This is a genomic window from Vibrio glycogenivorans (assembly GCF_051660965.1).
Lineage (GTDB): Bacteria > Pseudomonadota > Gammaproteobacteria > Enterobacterales > Vibrionaceae > Vibrio.
This window is the reverse complement of sequence record NZ_JBPVIS010000001.1, coordinates 798,086-815,359: the sequence shown is the minus strand read 5'-3', so window position 1 is coordinate 815,359 and position 17,274 is coordinate 798,086. Positions and strand designations below refer to the sequence as shown.

17 protein-coding genes and 1 other annotated feature are annotated in these 17,274 nt (G+C 49.0%); of the genes, 13 read left to right on the top strand and 4 right to left on the bottom strand.

Going from position 1 to position 17,274, the window contains the following annotated elements; translation table 11 throughout:
- Positions 1 to 125: 125 nt before the first annotated feature.
- Positions 126 to 842, bottom strand: coding sequence for a two-component system response regulator ArcA (gene arcA / locus ACSTTG_RS03655; protein ID WP_438459086.1), 717 nt, complete (start codon positions 840 to 842; stop codon positions 126 to 128).
- 330 nt (positions 843 to 1,172) lie between these two features.
- On the opposite strand from arcA, the gene ACSTTG_RS03650 reads away from it, so the two are divergent.
- Together ACSTTG_RS03650 and ACSTTG_RS03645 are read left to right on the top strand one after the other, a co-directional pair.
- Entirely contained in the window at positions 1,173 to 1,583 is a 411-nt protein-coding gene (locus ACSTTG_RS03650) for a DUF3293 domain-containing protein (protein ID WP_438473806.1), read from the top strand.
- A gap of 14 nt (positions 1,584 to 1,597) precedes the next feature.
- The gene (locus ACSTTG_RS03645; protein ID WP_438473805.1) at positions 1,598 to 2,098 is read left to right on the top strand and encodes a putative 4-hydroxy-4-methyl-2-oxoglutarate aldolase; all 501 of its coding nucleotides are present in this window, start codon (positions 1,598 to 1,600) and stop codon (positions 2,096 to 2,098) included.
- Between the two features lie 65 nt (positions 2,099 to 2,163).
- Here the strand turns inward: ACSTTG_RS03645 and ACSTTG_RS03640 are convergent, their stop codons facing one another.
- Positions 2,164 to 2,628 carry a hypothetical protein gene (locus ACSTTG_RS03640; protein WP_438459083.1) on the bottom strand — a complete coding sequence of 155 codons (465 nt, stop codon included), beginning with the start codon at positions 2,626 to 2,628 and terminating at the stop codon, positions 2,164 to 2,166.
- Between the two features lie 328 nt (positions 2,629 to 2,956).
- Positions 2,957 to 3,070, top strand: a sequence feature (Thr leader region).
- 30 nt (positions 3,071 to 3,100) lie between these two features.
- Between ACSTTG_RS03640 and thrA the strand changes: the two genes are divergently transcribed.
- The 3 genes from thrA to thrC are packed head-to-tail and all read left to right on the top strand — an operon-like array spanning position 3,101 to position 7,808.
- Positions 3,101 to 5,560, top strand: a complete 2,460-nt coding sequence (thrA, locus tag ACSTTG_RS03635; RefSeq protein ID WP_438473804.1) for a bifunctional aspartate kinase/homoserine dehydrogenase I — start codon at positions 3,101 to 3,103, stop codon at positions 5,558 to 5,560.
- Between the two features lie 2 nt (positions 5,561 to 5,562).
- Complete coding sequence (gene thrB, locus ACSTTG_RS03630; RefSeq protein ID WP_438459081.1) at positions 5,563 to 6,531, top strand: homoserine kinase; 969 nt, start codon at positions 5,563 to 5,565, stop codon at positions 6,529 to 6,531.
- Positions 6,528 to 7,808, top strand: coding sequence for a threonine synthase (gene thrC, locus ACSTTG_RS03625; protein WP_438473803.1), 1,281 nt, complete (start codon positions 6,528 to 6,530; stop codon positions 7,806 to 7,808). Before thrB ends, thrC begins: the two co-directional genes overlap by 4 nt.
- Positions 7,809 to 7,947: 139 nt before the next feature.
- Here thrC and grcA read toward each other — a convergent pair whose 3' ends face one another.
- Positions 7,948 to 8,325 (bottom strand): autonomous glycyl radical cofactor GrcA, encoded by a 378-nt coding sequence (gene grcA / locus ACSTTG_RS03620; protein ID WP_438459079.1) that lies wholly within the window; start codon positions 8,323 to 8,325, stop codon positions 7,948 to 7,950.
- 327 nt (positions 8,326 to 8,652) lie between these two features.
- Between grcA and nfo the strand changes: the two genes are divergently transcribed.
- From nfo to ACSTTG_RS03605, 3 genes are all read left to right on the top strand, one after another.
- On the top strand, positions 8,653 to 9,549 hold the full coding sequence (gene nfo / locus ACSTTG_RS03615) for a deoxyribonuclease IV (RefSeq protein ID WP_438473802.1): 897 nt from the start codon (positions 8,653 to 8,655) through the stop codon (positions 9,547 to 9,549).
- Positions 9,550 to 9,877: 328 nt separating this feature from the next.
- Positions 9,878 to 10,558, top strand: a complete 681-nt coding sequence (gene ung, locus ACSTTG_RS03610) for a uracil-DNA glycosylase (RefSeq protein WP_438459077.1) — start codon at positions 9,878 to 9,880, stop codon at positions 10,556 to 10,558.
- An 89-nt stretch (positions 10,559 to 10,647) separates the two neighbouring features.
- Positions 10,648 to 11,199 carry a hemerythrin domain-containing protein gene (locus tag ACSTTG_RS03605; RefSeq protein WP_438459076.1) on the top strand — a complete coding sequence of 184 codons (552 nt, stop codon included), beginning with the start codon at positions 10,648 to 10,650 and terminating at the stop codon, positions 11,197 to 11,199.
- A gap of 69 nt (positions 11,200 to 11,268) precedes the next feature.
- On the opposite strand, the gene ACSTTG_RS03600 is transcribed toward ACSTTG_RS03605, so the two are convergent.
- Positions 11,269 to 11,448: a DUF3545 family protein gene (locus ACSTTG_RS03600; protein ID WP_438459075.1), complete on the bottom strand. Its 180-nt coding sequence runs from the start codon at positions 11,446 to 11,448 to the stop codon at positions 11,269 to 11,271.
- A gap of 876 nt (positions 11,449 to 12,324) precedes the next feature.
- Between ACSTTG_RS03600 and ACSTTG_RS03595 the strand changes: the two genes are divergently transcribed.
- The 5 genes from ACSTTG_RS03595 (at position 12,325) to ACSTTG_RS03575 (ending at position 17,108) form a co-directional block, all read left to right on the top strand.
- Entirely contained in the window at positions 12,325 to 13,761 is a 1,437-nt protein-coding gene (locus tag ACSTTG_RS03595; RefSeq protein WP_438459074.1) for an alanine/glycine:cation symporter family protein, read from the top strand.
- Positions 13,762 to 13,867: 106 nt separating this feature from the next.
- Entirely contained in the window at positions 13,868 to 14,644 is a 777-nt protein-coding gene (gene yaaA / locus ACSTTG_RS03590) for a peroxide stress protein YaaA (protein WP_438473801.1), read from the top strand.
- 31 nt (positions 14,645 to 14,675) lie between these two features.
- Entirely contained in the window at positions 14,676 to 14,846 is a 171-nt protein-coding gene (locus ACSTTG_RS03585) for a DUF5363 family protein (RefSeq protein ID WP_438473800.1), read from the top strand.
- Positions 14,833 to 15,642 carry a TatD family hydrolase gene (locus ACSTTG_RS03580; protein ID WP_438473799.1) on the top strand — a complete coding sequence of 270 codons (810 nt, stop codon included), beginning with the start codon at positions 14,833 to 14,835 and terminating at the stop codon, positions 15,640 to 15,642. Before ACSTTG_RS03585 ends, ACSTTG_RS03580 begins: the two co-directional genes overlap by 14 nt.
- A gap of 203 nt (positions 15,643 to 15,845) precedes the next feature.
- Positions 15,846 to 17,108 carry a NupC/NupG family nucleoside CNT transporter gene (locus ACSTTG_RS03575; protein ID WP_438459071.1) on the top strand — a complete coding sequence of 421 codons (1,263 nt, stop codon included), beginning with the start codon at positions 15,846 to 15,848 and terminating at the stop codon, positions 17,106 to 17,108.
- The last annotated feature ends 166 nt before the right edge of the window (positions 17,109 to 17,274 follow it).

The window sequence follows — 17,274 nt, the reverse complement described above, 5'->3', positions numbered from 1 at the left end:
GGAGCGAGGGGCTTAACGAGCGTGAAAGACTCCTCGTAACTCGGAACGCAGTGTAACCCGCACCTCGCCCCTGCAAGCATAAAAAAAGCCACACATTTGTGCGGCTTTTTTTATGCTTGCGTCGGTTAGTCTTCCAACTCACCACAGAAACGGTAACCCTCACCGTGAATAGTGGCGATGATTTCAGGGGTGCCTGATACCGATTCGAAGTGTTTACGGATGCGACGGATGGTGACGTCTACTGTGCGATCGTGCGGCTTAAGCTCACGGCCGGTCATCTTCTTCAGTAGGTCAGCACGCGTTTGGATTTTGCCTGGGTTCTCACAGAAGTGCAGTAGGGCGCGGAACTCAGAGCGAGGAAGCTTGTAGCTCTCGCCTGCTGGGCTTACTAGTGAGCGGCTGTTGATGTCCAGCGTCCAGCCGTTGAAGCTGTACTTCTCAACCACACGCTTCTCTTCCGGCGCAGCGGCAGCGTTCATTGAACGGCTTAGCAGGTTGCGTGCACGGATAGTCAGTTCACGTGGGTTGAATGGTTTAGTGATGTAGTCATCCGCGCCAATCTCAAGGCCAAGGATCTTATCGACTTCATTATCACGACCGGTTAAGAACATAAGTGCGATGTTGGCTTGCTCGCGAAGCTCGCGCGCAAGAAGAAGGCCGTTCTTACCAGGAAGGTTGATGTCCATGATGACTAGGTTGACGCGTTGTGCTGAAAGCACTTGGTGCATCTCTTCACCATCGCTGGCTTCGAAAACAGCATATCCCTCTGCTTCAAAAATGCTCTTTAACGTGTTGCGAGTTACTTGCTCGTCTTCAACGATAAGAATCTGCGGAGTCTGCATTGGCGGTTCCTAAACTTGTAAAAATAAATGCTAAATATGAAACTCAAGCAACTGATCAACATGCGAGCTACCAATTGCTAATAATAAACCAAAGTCGTTAAAAAATCAGGGGCTTTGGCAATCCGCCATCCGTGGAGCCATTCTATTATGCAGATACAATCGCTTATACGATCATACCTACTAGATTTTGATGAGCGGATTCTATAGATTTAACAGCATTCTAACAATAGTTTGATGTTAAATTCCTGCTTTTTTTTGATTTGTGTCAATAGTAAACGGTTCAGCAATATCAATCAAAAATAGGTCAGGCTATAAAGAGTGGTAACTGATATGACCAAGCCGCTACAAAATGAGTATACGCAGGTGCGTTTCGAGCTCAGTACACAAGAGTATCAGCGTTGGCGTCATTTATCGTTTGTTATTGTGACAGCATGGAACCCTGGAAGCTTGCGCTTGTCACAACAAGAGAATGGAAAAAGAAATGCAGCGCTTGAAACAGACTTGGAGTCTGTTTTTTCACATAAGCTGTTGGTTGGTAACGAAAACTTTTCGTGGTCTGAATGGTCTTACCTGGCTAGGTTAGACATAAAAGACGGATTAAAACTGGCCAAAAAGTATCAACAAAATGCGATTTATTGGGTGGAAAATGAGCAGGTTTTCCTGGTGTATTGCCAGGATAAACAACCGATAGCGATAGGCCATCTGGGCTCTTTTTTACGCCAGAAAAGGATTCAAAATTAACTCATGGAGGATATATGCAAGATATTACACCAGATATCTGTGACCACTATTCAGAGCAGGTAAAGCTGATTGATCTGCCTCTGCAGAACTATGGGCGAAGGACTGCATTTTGGGGTGAAGTTGTAACAGTTTGTTGCTATCACGATAACTCCAAGGTGCGAGAGGTATTATCTCAACCAGGTCAAGGCAAGGTGTTGTTTGTTGACGGTAATGGTTCTTGCCAGAAAGCGTTGCTCGGCGATCAGTTGGCTATTTTGGCGATTGAGAATGGCTGGGAAGGGATCATCGTCTATGGTGCGATACGCGATGTTGCCGCATTGTCTGAGATGGATCTCGGTGTCAAAGCCCTAGCGGCCTGTCCTTTCAAGACTGAAAAACGTGGGCTTGGTAAGGTTAACGTCACCCTAACAATGCAGAATTACATGGTTCAGCCCGGTGACTATATCTATGCGGATTGGAACGGCACTCTACTATGCGATCAAGCTCTCGATCTGGATAGTGTTTTGAGTAACTAACATTATTTGGTGAGGTTTGGGGGGAGTGTTTAGAATGGCAAGCGTGTGTTAAAGGTTGAACACACCTAAAAGCGGAACCCCAAACCGAACTCAACCCCGCCTTGAAGGTCTTGATAATCAAGCGTGGCATGGATATCAAGATTTTCATTGAGGCGTAAGCGGCTGGTCAGCTCAGCTGAGAGTGTGGTTTCCGCTTCATCGTCATCAATTTGCTCGTAGTCTTTAAAGGTATGCAGCGTACCGTGAATCGATAAGCGCTCGGTGACACTATAGCCAACACCACTGAGAAGACTATTGTCCCCGTCATGAAGGCGCGCCCCAATATAGACATCAAAATTGTCAAACACACTGTAGGCGTAGCCACTGTCGATGCTCATGGTTTGATAGGCAGAGGCGCTGGTGTAGCTTGAGACAAACAGCTTGTGCGACGAGACCGCTTTTTGATTGGGTAGCTGAGGCAGATTACTGGCAGACACGCCCGTGCTGACACAGACAGTAACAATGCACAGTAATGGCATAAACTTACGCATTGTTATCCTCCTTAAAACCAGCTCCTTAGCCAGACTAGTAAAGCACAGTTTCAGCGGTGCGACTATGCAAAGCACAAATTTATCCCTCCTTTAGGTGAATTTTTCGTGCTGGCTCAAATTTTAGTCAGAATATGTTTCTATTCCGTTACTTAAGTCACGGGTAGTTGACGGGCTGCAGTGTATTTGCCTCATTTGCTTTAACTAAGTTAAGTAGGGTTAATTGATTGTTTGTGTAAATTAACGATTGACTTACCTATCAAAAATACGGTACTCATAGATACAGTTCACTGAAATATTGAAGAAATAGCTGTTATGTTTGCGCCACGCACTGTAATCACCACAACCACGATTATTACCGACATGACCACTGTTGGGGCGGGCTGCTGAACGAAATAAATTTCAAAAAAAGGCCTGTATCCCCAGCGGAACAGGCCTTTTTTTATAACCAAATTTGACCATTGGGAGTGAAGGGATGCGAGTTTTAAAATTTGGGGGCTCATCGTTAGCCGATGCTGATCGATTTTTGCGTGCAGCAGATATCATCGCCAATAATGCCCAGCAAGAAGAGGTGGCCGTGGTGCTCTCTGCGCCGGGAAAAACCACCAATAAGTTGGTTGCGGTGATCGACGCTGCGCTGGCTGGTGGTGAGGTAGATCAGCAGATCAATGATCTAGAAGCTGGGTTGTTCGAGTTGTGTGAGCAGGTACAAGCGGGCGTGGGGCAACTCGATACGCAAGGTTTTACCAGCCAAGTGAGAGACTCTATGGAGAATCTGCGTCAGTTTGTACACGGAATTGCTCTGCTGGGAATGTGCCCAGATAACGTCAATGCTCGAATTATCTCTAAGGGTGAGCGCGCCTCAGTCGAGCTGATGAAAGCTGTGTTAGAGGCCAAAGGCCAACCAGCTAGTTTGATTGACCCGGTGAAATACCTGCGTGCCCAAGGCCCTGCGCTAGAGGCAATGGTCGACGTCGAGACCTCATCGCACAACTTCTTCACTCACCCATTGCCGGTTGAGCACGTTAAGATCATGCCAGGCTTTACAGCAGGTAATGATCAAGGCGAGCTAGTGACACTGGGGCGTAACGGCTCTGACTACTCTGCTGCGGTTCTGGCTGCCTGTCTGCGCGCTGAGTGCTGCGAAATCTGGACGGATGTCGATGGGGTGTACAATTGTGACCCTCGCTTGGTCGAAGATGCACGCCTACTTAAATCGCTTAGCTATCAAGAAGCAATGGAGCTTTCTTACTTTGGCGCCTCGGTGTTGCACCCAAAAACCATCGCGCCTATCGCACAATTTCACATCCCATGCTTGATTAAGAACAGCTTTAATCCTCAAGGTGCTGGCACGCTGATCGGTCAAGACACCGGTGAGGACAACCTATCGATTAAAGGCATCACTACGCTGGATAACTTGGTGATGGTCAATGTTTCTGGTCCAGGTATGAAGGGCATGGTCGGCATGGCCAGTCGCGTCTTTGGCGCGATGTCTTCAGCAGGCGTCTCGATTGTCCTTATAACTCAGTCTTCATCGGAATACAGTATCAGCTTCTGTATTGAATCGGGCGACCGAGTGAAAGCGGAGATGGCGCTGAGTGAGCACTTTGAGCTTGAGTTAAAAGATGGCTTGCTTGAGCAGGTTGAGTTTATTGACGACCTTGCGATTGTCACTCTGGTTGGTGATGGCATGCGTACCTCACGCGGTGTTGCCTCGCAGTTCTTCTCTTCTCTAGCTGAGGTGAACGTGAATATCGTTGCGATAGCTCAAGGCTCATCTGAGCGCGCTATCTCGGCGGTGATCCCTGAAGATAAAAAATCAGAGGCGATCAAGGCGTGTCACGAAAACCTATTTAACTCGAAACATTTCCTCGATGTCTTTGTTGTTGGTGTCGGCGGCGTTGGTGGTGAGCTGGTGGATCAGATCCAGCGTCAGCAGAACAAACTGGCCGAAAAGGGAATCGTGATCCGAGTGTGTGGCCTTGCCAACAGCAAAGGGCTGCTTCTTGATGGTGACGGGCTGCCGCTTGAGAGCTGGCGCGACCGCATGCGCGATGTGTCTGAGCGATTCTCAGTGGCGAGCCTTGCCGCGCACGTGCAACGCAACCACATTATCAACCCAGTACTGGTTGACTGTACCTCGAGTGAAGAGATCGCCAACCAATACGCCGATTTCCTCGCCGCAGGCTTCCACGTGGTGACACCAAACAAGAAAGCCAACACCGCGAGCATGGCTTACTATCACCAGCTGCGTGATGTGGCGCGTAACTCTCGTCGCAAGCTGATGTATGAGACCACTGTTGGTGCAGGTCTTCCTGTGATTGAGAACTTGCAGAACCTAATCGCGGCGGGCGATGAGCTTGAGAAATTCAACGGCATCTTGTCAGGTTCACTGTCATACATCTTTGGTAAGCTTGATGAAGGCATGACGCTGAGTGAAGCGACCAATATCGCCAAAGAGAATGGCTTTACTGAACCTGATCCACGCGATGATCTATCGGGCATGGATGTCGCGCGTAAGCTTTTGATCCTGGCACGTGAAGCGGGTATGAACCTTGAGCTTGAAGACGTGGTTGTCGATCAGGCGCTGCCACCGGGCTTTGATGATTCTGGCTCAGTGGATGAGTTTATGGCGCGCCTACCACAAGCGGATGAGTACTTCCGTGAGTTGTCGGCACAAGCGGCCGAGCAGGGTAAAGTGCTGCGCTATGTGGGTGAGATCCTCGACGGTCAGTGCAAGGTTCGCATTGCATCGGTCGATGAGAATGACCCGATGTTTAAGATCAAAGACGGTGAGAATGCATTGGCGTTCTATAGTCGCTACTATCAGCCGATTCCACTGGTGCTGCGCGGTTACGGTGCGGGTACTGAGGTGACTGCAGCGGGTGTGTTCTCGGATGTGATGCGCACCCTTGGCTGGAAATTAGGAGTATAAGCATGAGTCATGGACTAGATGTTACTGTTTATGCCCCGGCATCGATTGGCAACGTGAGTGTTGGCTTTGATGTGCTAGGGGCGGCGGTGTCGCCAATGGATGGGCAGCTTTTGGGCGATTGCGTTAAGGTCACTCGGGGGGTGGAGCCATTTTCTCTGCGTTGTGTAGGACGGTTTGTCGATAAACTGCCTCAAGACCCAGAGCAAAACATTGTGTTTAACTGCTGGCAGGTGTTTGCGCGTGAGCTGGAAAAAAAGCGCATCGACCTGCTTGCGGTTGATATGACCCTTGAAAAGAACATGCCAATTGGCTCGGGTTTGGGTTCTAGTGCTTGTTCGATTGTGGCTGCGCTGGATGCACTCAACCGCTTTCATGGTCAGCCGCTCAACGAGATGGAGCTGCTTGCCCTGATGGGTGAGATGGAAGGTCAGATCTCTGGCGGCGTGCATTATGATAATGTAGCACCCTGCTATCTTGGCGGCTTACAACTGATGCTTGAAGAGCTGGGCATTATAAGCCAGTCAGTACCCTGCTTTGAGGAGTGGTACTGGGTAATGGCATACCCAGGCATCAAGGTCTCGACGGCTGAGGCACGCTCGATATTGCCATCTCAGTATCGACGCCAAGATGTCATTGCTCATGGCCGTCACCTTGCTGGCTTTATTCATGCCTGTCATTCCGGGCAAGATGAGCTGGCAGCGAAGATGATTAAAGATGTGATTGCTGAGCCGTATCGAGAAAAACTCTTGCCAGGGTTTGCCAAAGCGCGGCAATATGCAGCAAGCGCGGGTGCCTTGGCGACCGGAATATCAGGCAGTGGCCCGACTCTGTTCAGTATCTGTAAAGAGCAGGATGTGGCAGAGCGTGTGGCCAACTGGCTAGAACAAAATTATGTACAAAATGAAGAAGGATTCGTTCACATTTGCCGATTGGATCAAATGGGTTCGAGAGTGACAGGAAGCGAGCTATGAAGCTGTACAACATTAAAGAAAACGATGAACAAGTCTCTTTTGGCCAGGCGGTACGCCAGGGGCTAGGGCGCAATCAGGGACTATTTTTCCCAGCCGAGCTACCGTACTTTGACGATATTGATGCGCTGCTGGAGCAGGACTTTGTCACTCGTAGCAGCAAGATCTTATCGGCCCTGATTGGTGATGAGTTACCGGCCTCTCAAGTCGAAGCGCTCGTCGATGCGGCTTTCCAGTTCCCAGCGCCAATCAAGGCTGTGAAAGATGGCGTGTATGCCCTTGAGCTGTTCCATGGCCCGACACTGGCGTTTAAAGACTTTGGCGGCCGTTTTATGGCCCAGTCTCTAGCAGCGGTATCTGATGGCGGTAAGATCACCATCCTAACGGCCACCTCGGGCGATACAGGCGCGGCTGTAGCGCATGCCTTTTACGGCATGGAAGACATCAATGTGGTGATCTTGTATCCAAAGGGTAAGATTAGCCCGCTGCAAGAGAAGCTGTTCTGTACGCTTGGTAAAAATATTCACACTGTTGCGATTGATGGCGATTTTGATGCTTGTCAGGCGCTGGTTAAGCAGGCCTTTGATGATCAGGCGCTACGTGAAGAGATTGGTCTTAACTCCGCCAACTCTATCAATATCAGCCGCCTAATGGCGCAGATTTGCTACTACTTCGAGGCTGCCTCACAGCTGACCAAGCAGCAGCGCGAGAACTTAGTTGTATCAGTACCAAGCGGGAACTTTGGTAACCTCACCGCCGGCCTGTTGGCCAAAGCCATGGGGCTGCCAATCAAGCGCTTTATTGCTGCCACTAACGCCAACGATACCGTGCCTCGCTATCTAGAGACAGGTAACTGGGAACCAAAACCAACCGTCGCGACGACGTCAAATGCTATGGATGTCAGTCAGCCAAACAACTGGCCGCGCATCGAAGAGCTTTGCCGCGTTAAGCAGTGGGGACTTGAAACCCTAGGTAAAGGTGCGGTAAGCGATGAGCAGAGCAGTGAGTCGGTTAAAGACCTGCATCAGTTGGGTTACCTATGTGAGCCACACGGTGCGATTGCGTACCGCGTGTTGGATGAGCAATTGGCAGAAGGCGAGACCGGTCTGTTTTTGTGCACCGCACACCCGGCTAAATTTAAAGAAGTCGTCGATGAGATCCTAGCGACGGATATCGAGCTGCCAGGGCCTTTGGCGAAGCATGCTGCGATGGAGCTTCTCTCTGAAGATCTTGCCAACGATTTTGACGCACTTAAGGCGGTGCTGCGTAAAGTGCAGTAATCAATGCAAGGGGAGCTTTGCCTCCCCTCGTTTTCAGAGCCCCTTTTTTTCATAGCTCCTTGTTTAAATGGAAATCAAAGGTTTCTGAAGATAAAAAAACGGCGCTCAATGAGCGCCGTTTTTCAATTTGGATTACAGATTATAGAGACTCTGTAAAGGTACGTGCGATTACGTCACGCTGCTGCTCTGGAGTTAGAGAGTTGAAGCGTACTGCGTAACCAGATACACGGATAGTCAGCTGTGGGTACTCTTCTGGGTGCTTAACAGCGTCTTCTAGCGTTTCACGCTTAAGAACGTTCACGTTTAGGTGTTGACCACCTTCGATGCGCGCTGCTGTTTCGATAGCCACTTCGCGAGACTCGTACTCACCTAGGTCAGAAGCTGGAACAACTTGGTCCGCTTCGTAGCCAGTGTTAGCCACAACACAGCGAGCTTCGTTAGTCTCGCTATCTAGTAGCCAGATAGAGTTAAGTAGAGCGTCGTTTGCTGATTTTGTAATTTGAATGCCTTGAATCATCACTTTCTCCTAGTCCACTTAGTGGAAATATGTTGATGTTAGTTTTCAGTATTATTGTTGAGCTATGTATCTTGTAGCTGATGGAGTCTATTCTAATATTGATTTGAGTCAAAAAACAACTAAAAACCACATCTTTTTTAAGTTAATTTTTTTGTTCTATATCAATAAAACCCCGTAAAATAAGGTCTGGTAACTATATTTTAATGTTTAAAATATTTTTAAATGGACATTTTGTAGTAAATTTACTACAAAATGTCGCTGAAATTTTGCTCAAGCTCCCAAGTTACCGTGGGCTGCTTGGGTGTCATGTAAGTTTAGAGAGATCAAATGTTACAAACGAAAAATGCTGCGATGGAAGGCAAATTTGCTGGCGCGAATGTGAAATTTGTTGGCGCGCATGTGTCGGCTGCGGGCGGGGTAGAGAACGTACCTGTGCGAGCGCACCAAATTGGTGCTAATGCATTCGCCATGTTTACCAAAAATCAGCGTCAGTGGGTCGCAAAGCCATTGACCCCAGAATCGATTGAGCTGTTTCAACACAACTGTGAGCAGTATGGCTTCTCGGCGCAGCAGATCCTGCCGCACGACTCCTATTTGATTAACTTAGGCCATCCAGAGGAAGAAAAGCTCACTAAGTCGCGTGCCGCCTTTATTGATGAAATGGAGCGTTGCCAGCAGCTGGGGCTGACTCTGCTTAACTTTCACCCTGGCAGTCACCTAAAACAAATCGATGAGGAAGCGTGCCTCGATTTGATCGCGGAATCGATCAATCTTGCTCATCAAGCGGTGCCCGATGTGATAGCGGTGATTGAGAACACCGCAGGCCAAGGCTCCAACCTTGGTTGGGACTTTGCTCACCTAGCGCACATTATTGACAGGGTAGAAGATAAAAGCCGGGTCGGCGTGTGCTTAGATACCTGTCATCTGTTTGCGGCCGGCTATGATTTGAGCTCGGAGTCGGCCTGTGAGGCGACCTTCGCAGAGTTTGATCGCGTGGTTGGCATGCACTTTCTTAAGGCGATGCACCTAAATGATTCAAAGACTCCACTAGGTAGCCGAGTGGATCGCCATCATTCTTTAGGAGAGGGACATATCGGCTGGGCGTGTTTTGATTACATCTCGCGTGACCCTCGTTTTGCTGAGATGCCGCTGATCCTTGAAACCATTGACTCCGAGCGCTGGCCAGAAGAGATCATCGCTGTGCGCGAGGGGCGAACGGAATAATTTTGTGAGGTGGCTGAAAAGTTGGCACTGATTTTTCATATATAAAATGGAGCATCAATTAGTGAACCATCAACCATCGGAGATTTTGCCATGACTACTCGTTTCTCAGCCCCTCGCACTAGCTTGCACAGAGCCGTTCCTAACCGCCACGTTTCAGGAAGAGGTCACTTCCGCGTACCTCAACCGAGACGCTAATCATGAACTTGAGACATTTCCGTCCGAGACTTTTCTGTCCGAGACTTTTCTGTCCGAGACTTGCTGTCCAATGACCTAGGCTCGATAACGCGCTACAATCGACCGCTTACTTTGGTTGTAACGAGATTGAGATATGGTCACTTGGACAGAGGTCATTGACTGCGAGAAGCAGCAACCCTACTTTCAGCAAACCCTAGAATTTGTTCAGCAGCAGCGTGATGCGGGTAAAACCGTTTTTCCACCAGAGAAAGACGTCTTCAATGCCTTTCGCGCCACCGAGTTCGCTGACATCAAAGTGGTCATCTTAGGCCAAGATCCCTACCACGGTCCCAACCAAGCCCATGGCTTGTGTTTCTCAGTGCTGCCTGGCATCAAAACCCCGCCATCTTTGGTGAATATGTACAAAGAGCTCGCCTCTGATATCGATGGTTTCACTATTCCACAGCATGGCTACTTACAGAGCTGGGCTGAACAAGGCGTGTTGCTGCTCAATACCGTACTGACGGTGGAGCAGGGCAAAGCGCACTCTCATGCAAAATCAGGCTGGGAAACATTTACCGATAAAGTCATTGAGGCGATAAACCTGCACCAGTCTGGTGTGGTGTTCCTACTGTGGGGCGCTCACGCGCAGAAGAAGGGGCGTTTTATCGACCGAGACAAGCACCATGTCTTATCTGCGCCGCACCCGTCGCCGCTGTCTGCGCATCGAGGCTTCTTTGGCTGTAAGCACTTTTCTATGACAAACCAGATACTTAATTCTCAGTCAAAGGAAGAGATTGATTGGTGCCTGCCAGCGCAAGTCAGCGCGACTTAAGAGCAATTGTCTAAAGATTGAACAGGGTCAAGCTAATGTTGTCTACCTTGCTATACACTTACTAAATGTAGGTGTTAAGGAGAAACATCATGATGATCGAACGCATCAGGCGTGAGCATGGCTATATGGTGCGCCTGTTGGCCATGTTACGTCGCAAGCTGGTCTCTATCAAAGACGAGCAGACAATCAACTACAGCTTGATCCGAGAGATAGTCGCGTATCTTGCCAATCACTCGGAGAAAGTTCACCACCCGAAAGAGGATATTCTCTATCGTTACTACATTGAGCACTATGATGCCAATGGTGCGATGGCGAACCTCGAGCAGGAACACGAGCAGTTATCGGATAAGACTCATGACTTCTTAGATACGCTGGATATGATCCTGGCGGATGCGGTGATACCACAAGATGTGTTTGTTGCTCAGCTTGAAGAGTTCCTCAATCTGCAGCGCAACCACCTCGACTTCGAAGAGCAGTCAATCTTGCCTCAGATCGCCAACTCGTTTACTACCAAAGATTGGCAACGCGTTGAGGCGCTGTGGAGCACGGAAGAGAGTGATCCGGTCTTTGGTGATACCATCGCCGATGAATATATGTTGCTGGCGGATAGGGTACGCCGTGGCGAGCGAGAGTGTGTATAACCCCGCCCATGCACGTATCATGTGATAGTTAGCTAAAAAGGCACCGTATGGTGCCTTTTTAATCATTAATTAGTAATCCAGATCATCGATATCATAAGAGATATCCATCTCCATCAACTCTTTGCGTAGGCGCTGCCTATCTTTAATTGCCTCGATCTCGCGCCACTTTCTCTTGATCGGTTTTGAGCGCGATGCTTTTACTACTGGGATTTCCATATCTAGCTGGTCATCGAATTGTAAGCCTTCCATAAGCTACCTCTGACGTAGTTTCTGACAAATAGGGTCGATATTGTTGTGGCCGCTTCAGGGAGCCCCTCTAGGCGAGCCTCTCTAAGCGAGCCTCTTTAATAGTATGCATGCAGTGTGCCAAATGTGTTGTACTAACTGCATTGCAATAGTTATATCGCGACACTTGATTGCGTCTGACGCACTAGGACAAATTCATTGCGCCTACCGCCTTGCGATACTAACGATATATCATGAACATCACCAACCTAACCATGATTTATTTCTCATTTGTTGCACAGAGGTGAAGGTTTTACGACGCTTTTGGCGTCGAATTCACACTATTAGAGCTATTTGGGGCTCTTAGCGTCTCTCTGAACGCATGGCAAAGCCATCAGTCTTGGTCCTAACTGTTTAATTATTCTTCGTTTGAACGTTTGGGCCGAAAAAAATTTGATGCAACCACCTTGTTAAATGGCAGTAGAAACTTTGTGCCGCAACCGGTGGTAAGATGTTAGGGCGTTCGAGTGGAGAGTCATGCTGCGCTTAAGTGTGGCACCGGTAGTGCGTGCCTGATGGCGTCGGGCCTGGTGAGCAGCACACCCCCATTCTCCCTCTAAGTAGGTAGATAACAAGATTGAAGACGGAGTGAGATGAAAATTAAACACACATTTCGTCACGTCCATGTAGTATTAATGTAAATAGTCTGTTTGGTTTTGCTTTTGGTGTGCTTGGTTGCATATTGATTTTTGAACTGGCTCAACGCATCATCCCGCCGTCAAAATTCGACAACTACAAGTCATAATGCATGATTATGCATTAATGAACGGGTAACTCGCGCTTAAGTCATGTTTTTTTGCATGAAGATACATCGGCCGTTATCCGCAATGAGAGGTTACAGTGACAGATATCATCAATCTAATGAACGATCTCCTTTGGGGCTCGATCCTAGTTTACTTGCTCGTCGGTGTCGGTATCTACTTTACCGTTCGTCTGGGCTTTATTCAGTTCCGCCATTTCCGCCATATGTTCTCGGTGCTGCGCAATAGTCGCAAGGCCGATAAAGCGGGCATCTCTTCCTTCCAAGCTCTGTGTACCAGTCTTGCAGCACGTGTTGGTACAGGAAACATGGCCGGTGTGGCCGTGGCGTTGACCGTCGGTGGTCCTGGCGCAATCTTCTGGATGTGGTTGATTGCCATGCTGGGTATGGCGACCTCGTTCGCAGAGAGCACTCTGGCGCAGCTATACAAAACCAAAGATGAAGACGGTAACTACCGTGGTGGCCCGGCTTACTACATGGAGAAGGGCCTTGGCATGCGCTGGATGGGCGTGCTGTTCTCTGTCTTCCTGATCATCGCCTTTGGCTTGGTGTTTAACGCCGTTCAAGCTAACTCTATCGCCAGCGCGATGAACACCGCCTTTGGTTGGGATCAAGCTTACGTTGGTGTTGGTGTGGTCGTTCTATCTGCGGTAGTGATCTTTGGTGGTATCAAGCGTATTGCGCGCACAGCTGAGCTTATCGTGCCGTTGATGGCGCTGCTCTACTTGTTGCTGGCACTGTTCATTATGCTGACTAACCTAGACAAGCTGCCTGCCGTCTTGTCGTTGATCATTAAGAGCGCGTTCGGTCTGCAAGAGGCAGCCGCGGGTGGCCTAGGCTATGCCATTGCTCAAGCGATGATTAATGGTATCAAGCGTGGTCTGTTCTCGAATGAAGCAGGTATGGGCTCTGCGCCAAACGCAGCCGCTTCTGCAACGCCTTATCCGCCGCATCCTGCATCTCAAGGTTATGTTCAGATGCTTGGCGTGTTTATGGACACTATCGTGATCTGTTCAGCGACAGTGGCGATCATCTTGATGTCGGGCGAGTACTTAGGCACTGAAACAGCGGTTACGGGTATTGAGCTAACTCAGCGCGCAGTGAGCTCGCAAGTAGGTGACTGGGGCGCGGTGTTTGTCGCGGTAGCGATCTTCTTTTTCGCCTTTACCTCGATCATTGCCAACTACTCATACGCTGAGACGAACCTGATCTTCCTAGAGCATAACCACAAAGGTGGCCTAGGTCTGTTCCGTCTTGTGGTGCTTGGCATGGTCATGTTTGGTGCAGTGGCTTCACTGCCTGTGGTATGGGCGCTAGCCGATGTCTCTATGGGCTTGATGGCGATTGTTAACCTGGTGGCCATCCTATTGCTTTCAGGTATCGTGGTGAAACTGGCTAAAGACTACAACCGCCAGTTGTCTGAGGGTAAAGTGCCAACCTTTGATGCTAATGACTTCCCTGAGCTGCAGTCTCAGCTTGAAGAGGGCATCTGGGATAACAAACAGCCAAAGCAGTAAGCGATAGCTGTTGCCGATTGAAATGATTGAGAAAGCCATGCAGACAACGCATGGCTTTTTTTATAGTCTATTGGGATAAGAAAAAAGATTATAAGGAAGTGTTGTTATGCTTATCGTTGTTTCTCCAGCTAAAACGCTCGATTATGAGTCGCCACTAGCGACGGAGCGCTATACTCAACCTGAATTGATTGAGCACTCTGCTGAGCTGATCGAAGAGTGTCGTAAACTGACGCCGGCCGATGTCAGTGCGCTGATGAAGGTCAGTGACAAGATTGCAGGCCTCAACGTAGCGCGCTTTGAGCAGTGGAGCGAGAGCTTCACCCGAGACAATTCGCGCCAAGCGATCTTAGCCTTTAAAGGCGATGTCTATACTGGTTTAGAGGCGCAAACATTGGATGAGGCAGGGTTTGATTATGCCCAGCGTCACCTGCGTATGCTGTCAGGCTTGTATGGTCTACTCAAACCACTGGACTTGATGCAGCCTTATCGCTTAGAGATGGGCACCAAGCTTGCCAATGGTCGCGGGAGCAACCTGTATCAGTTTTGGGGTGAGATCATCACCAATAAGCTTAATCAGGCGGTTGCTGAGCAAGGGGATGACATCTTGGTTAACTTGGCTTCAAACGAATACTTTAAAGCGGTTAAGCCAAAACAACTGGCAGCGAAAGTGATCACGCCCGTGTTCAAAGACTGCAAAAATGGTCAGTACAAGGTGATCAGTTTTTACGCCAAAAAGGCGCGCGGCATGATGGCGCGTTATATCATCGACCATCAGGTGAACACTATCGAGGCGCTGAAGAACTTTGATGTTGCCGGCTACTATTTCGAGGCAGCAGAATCCACCGACACCGAGTTGGTGTTTAAGCGCGAAGAGCAACAATAGATGTAACAGCCAGCGGTCAAGGAGGCGATGTATGTGGAATCGGTTTAAGCAATGGTTAGCGCGTGGTATTGCACGCTACGATGTGTGGTGCCAATCACTCGGTCTCACGCCAGAGAATAAACGCAGTTGCGTTCCGTACCGCCGCGATCCTGCCTTAGATCCCAAAACGACCGGTACATCTAAGTCCAATGACGGTCAATAACAATCAGATTGAGGGAGCCAGTCTCCCTCTTTTCGACACCCATTGTCACTTTGACTTTGCGGTGTTCGAGGCGCAGTTTGACGAGCACCTTGCCCGCGCTCAACAACAAGGGGTGCAGAAAATCATGCTGCCCGCGATTGGACCGCAAAACTGGCAGCGACTCGATTCACTCAGCCAACGCCACGGTGCGATACACTGGGCGCTCGGCTATCATCCAAATTTTCTCACCACAAAACCTCTCAATCTCACCCCATCTCTTTCCAAGGCTTTCGACCAAGCAAAGCAAAAACCACTCGCAATAGGAGAATGTGGCTTAGATGGTTTGACCGATATTGATGCGCAAGTGCAACAAGAGGTACTGCAATCTCATCTCGATATTGCTAACGAGCTTGAGATGCCGGTGATCTTGCACTGCAGGAAGGCACATAACGAGCTTTTACGCACCTTGAAGCATACTCCGGTCAAAGCGGGTGGAGTGCTGCATGGCTATTCTGGCAGCTATGAGTTGGCGATGCGTTTTGTTGATAAAGGGATAAAAATTGGTGTCGGGGGTGTGATCACTTATCCGCGAGCAAACAAAACTCGCAATGCAATCAGTGCCTTGCCAAACGATTGCTTAGTGCTCGAGACCGATGCCCCTGACATGCCCCTGAATGGATTTCAGGGAAAACCTAATCACCCCAAGCGTTTGCCGCTGATCCTCAACACAGTTTGTGATCTAAAGCAAACGGATACGCAAACGATTGCCTCACAGTTTTGGCAAAACTCTCTAGAATTGTTTTCAATTTGTGAATAGTCTCGAAATTTTCTGTGTTTTAGAACTGCTCAATTAAACTTGGGTGTGATCTGTGTCACATATTTAGTTGTGCGTGTCATGAATACCCTAAAAAAGTGTGAGGGTGGCATTACTTTCTACCTAAAGTGATGAGTATAATTGCGCCGCTTTTGAGCTTCACTATCTAATCGCCTAACAAATAACCTATGAGGAAGTCATAAACTATGAGCGTGTTTATGAGCCTGGTTGGTATGGCTGTGCTACTTGGTATCGCCCTTGCACTGTCAAGCAACCGCAAAAAAATTAATCTACGAACTGTTGGTGGTGCATTCGCTATCCAATTTCTGATCGGTGCCTTCGTACTTTACGTCCCTTGGGGTCGTGAACTACTTGCTGGTTTCTCAGCAGGTGTACAAAACGTAATCGACTACGGTAAAGACGGTACTGGTTTCCTATTTGGTAGCCTAGTTAACTTCTCTGTTGACGGTATCGGCTTCATCTTTGCGTTCCAAGTACTGCCAACACTAATTTTCTTCTCTGCACTTATCTCAGTACTTTACTACGTAGGTATCATGCAGTGGGTCATCAAGGTTCTTGGTGGCGGTCTGCAAAAAGCACTAGGCACGTCTCGCGCCGAGTCTATGTCTGCAGCAGCAAACATCTTTGTTGGTCAAACTGAAGCTCCTCTAGTTGTACGTCCATTCGTACCTCGCATGACTCAATCTGAGCTATTCGCGGTAATGTGTGGCGGTCTAGCTTCTGTTGCTGGTGGTGTACTAGCGGGTTACGCATCTATGGGTGTGCCTCTAGAGTACCTAGTAGCAGCATCATTCATGGCAGCACCAGGTGGTCTACTGTTCGCTAAGATCATCATGCCTGAAACTGAGACGCCAAACGACGACCTAGACTCTGACATCGACGGCGGCGACGACAAGCCAGCTAACGTTATCGATGCAGCGGCAAGCGGCGCGTCTGTTGGTCTACAACTGGCTCTAAACGTTGGTGCAATGCTACTAGCATTCATCGGCCTAATTGCTCTTGTTAACGGCGTACTTGGCGGCGTTGGCGGTTGGTTCGGTATGCCTGAACTGACTCTAGAACTTCTTCTAGGTTGGATCTTCTCGCCTCTAGCGTTCCTAATCGGTGTGCCATGGGATGAAGCCGTACTAGCGGGTTCTTTCATTGGTCAAAAACTGGTTGTGAACGAATTCGTTGCTTACCTAAACTTCGTACCATTCGTGGGTGAAGGCGCTCAAATTGTTGAAGCGACAGGTCAAGTAATGAGTGAGAAGACAGCTGCAATCATCGCATTTGCACTATGTGGTTTTGCGAACCTTTCTTCTATCGCAATCCTACTAGGTGGTCTAGGTGGTCTAGCGCCAAACCGTCGTCACGACATCGCTCGTATGGGTGTTAAAGCCGTGGCAGCAGGTACGCTATCTAACCTAATGGCAGCAACTATTGCTGGTCTATTCCTATCTTTCTAATCGCTTAGAAGATCTGTATAGACGTTAAAAAATCGCCCCGCAGCACTTCCATGCTGCGGGGCTTTTTTAGGTGCGAGGAGCGGGTTTCACTGCGTTCCGAGGAGCGAGGAGACCCAGCGTGTGATACGCCCCTCGCTCACCTTGGCGTAGGGCTGAGCCTGTACCG

Excerpts from the sequence above, each read along its gene's own strand:
- ACSTTG_RS03575 (WP_438459071.1), top strand. The coding sequence starts at position 15,846 with ATGAGCGTGTTTATGAGCCTGGTTGGTATGGCTGTGCTACTTGGTATC.
- arcA (WP_438459086.1), bottom strand. The coding sequence starts at position 842 with ATGCAGACTCCGCAGATTCTTATCGTTGAAGACGAGCAAGTAACTCGC.
- thrB (WP_438459081.1), top strand. The coding sequence starts at position 5,563 with ATGAGTCATGGACTAGATGTTACTGTTTATGCCCCGGCATCGATTGGC.
- ACSTTG_RS03585 (WP_438473800.1), top strand. The coding sequence starts at position 14,676 with ATGTGGAATCGGTTTAAGCAATGGTTAGCGCGTGGTATTGCACGCTAC.
- ACSTTG_RS03600 (WP_438459075.1), bottom strand. The coding sequence starts at position 11,448 with ATGGAAGGCTTACAATTCGATGACCAGCTAGATATGGAAATCCCAGTA.
- grcA (WP_438459079.1), bottom strand. The coding sequence starts at position 8,325 with ATGATTCAAGGCATTCAAATTACAAAATCAGCAAACGACGCTCTACTT.
- nfo (WP_438473802.1), top strand. The coding sequence starts at position 8,653 with ATGTTACAAACGAAAAATGCTGCGATGGAAGGCAAATTTGCTGGCGCG.
- ung (WP_438459077.1), top strand. The coding sequence starts at position 9,878 with ATGGTCACTTGGACAGAGGTCATTGACTGCGAGAAGCAGCAACCCTAC.
- ACSTTG_RS03650 (WP_438473806.1), top strand. The coding sequence starts at position 1,173 with ATGACCAAGCCGCTACAAAATGAGTATACGCAGGTGCGTTTCGAGCTC.
- yaaA (WP_438473801.1), top strand. The coding sequence starts at position 13,868 with ATGCTTATCGTTGTTTCTCCAGCTAAAACGCTCGATTATGAGTCGCCA.
- ACSTTG_RS03580 (WP_438473799.1), top strand. The coding sequence starts at position 14,833 with ATGACGGTCAATAACAATCAGATTGAGGGAGCCAGTCTCCCTCTTTTC.
- ACSTTG_RS03645 (WP_438473805.1), top strand. The coding sequence starts at position 1,598 with ATGCAAGATATTACACCAGATATCTGTGACCACTATTCAGAGCAGGTA.
- thrC (WP_438473803.1), top strand. The coding sequence starts at position 6,528 with ATGAAGCTGTACAACATTAAAGAAAACGATGAACAAGTCTCTTTTGGC.
- ACSTTG_RS03640 (WP_438459083.1), bottom strand. The coding sequence starts at position 2,628 with ATGCGTAAGTTTATGCCATTACTGTGCATTGTTACTGTCTGTGTCAGC.
- thrA (WP_438473804.1), top strand. The coding sequence starts at position 3,101 with ATGCGAGTTTTAAAATTTGGGGGCTCATCGTTAGCCGATGCTGATCGA.
- ACSTTG_RS03605 (WP_438459076.1), top strand. The coding sequence starts at position 10,648 with ATGATGATCGAACGCATCAGGCGTGAGCATGGCTATATGGTGCGCCTG.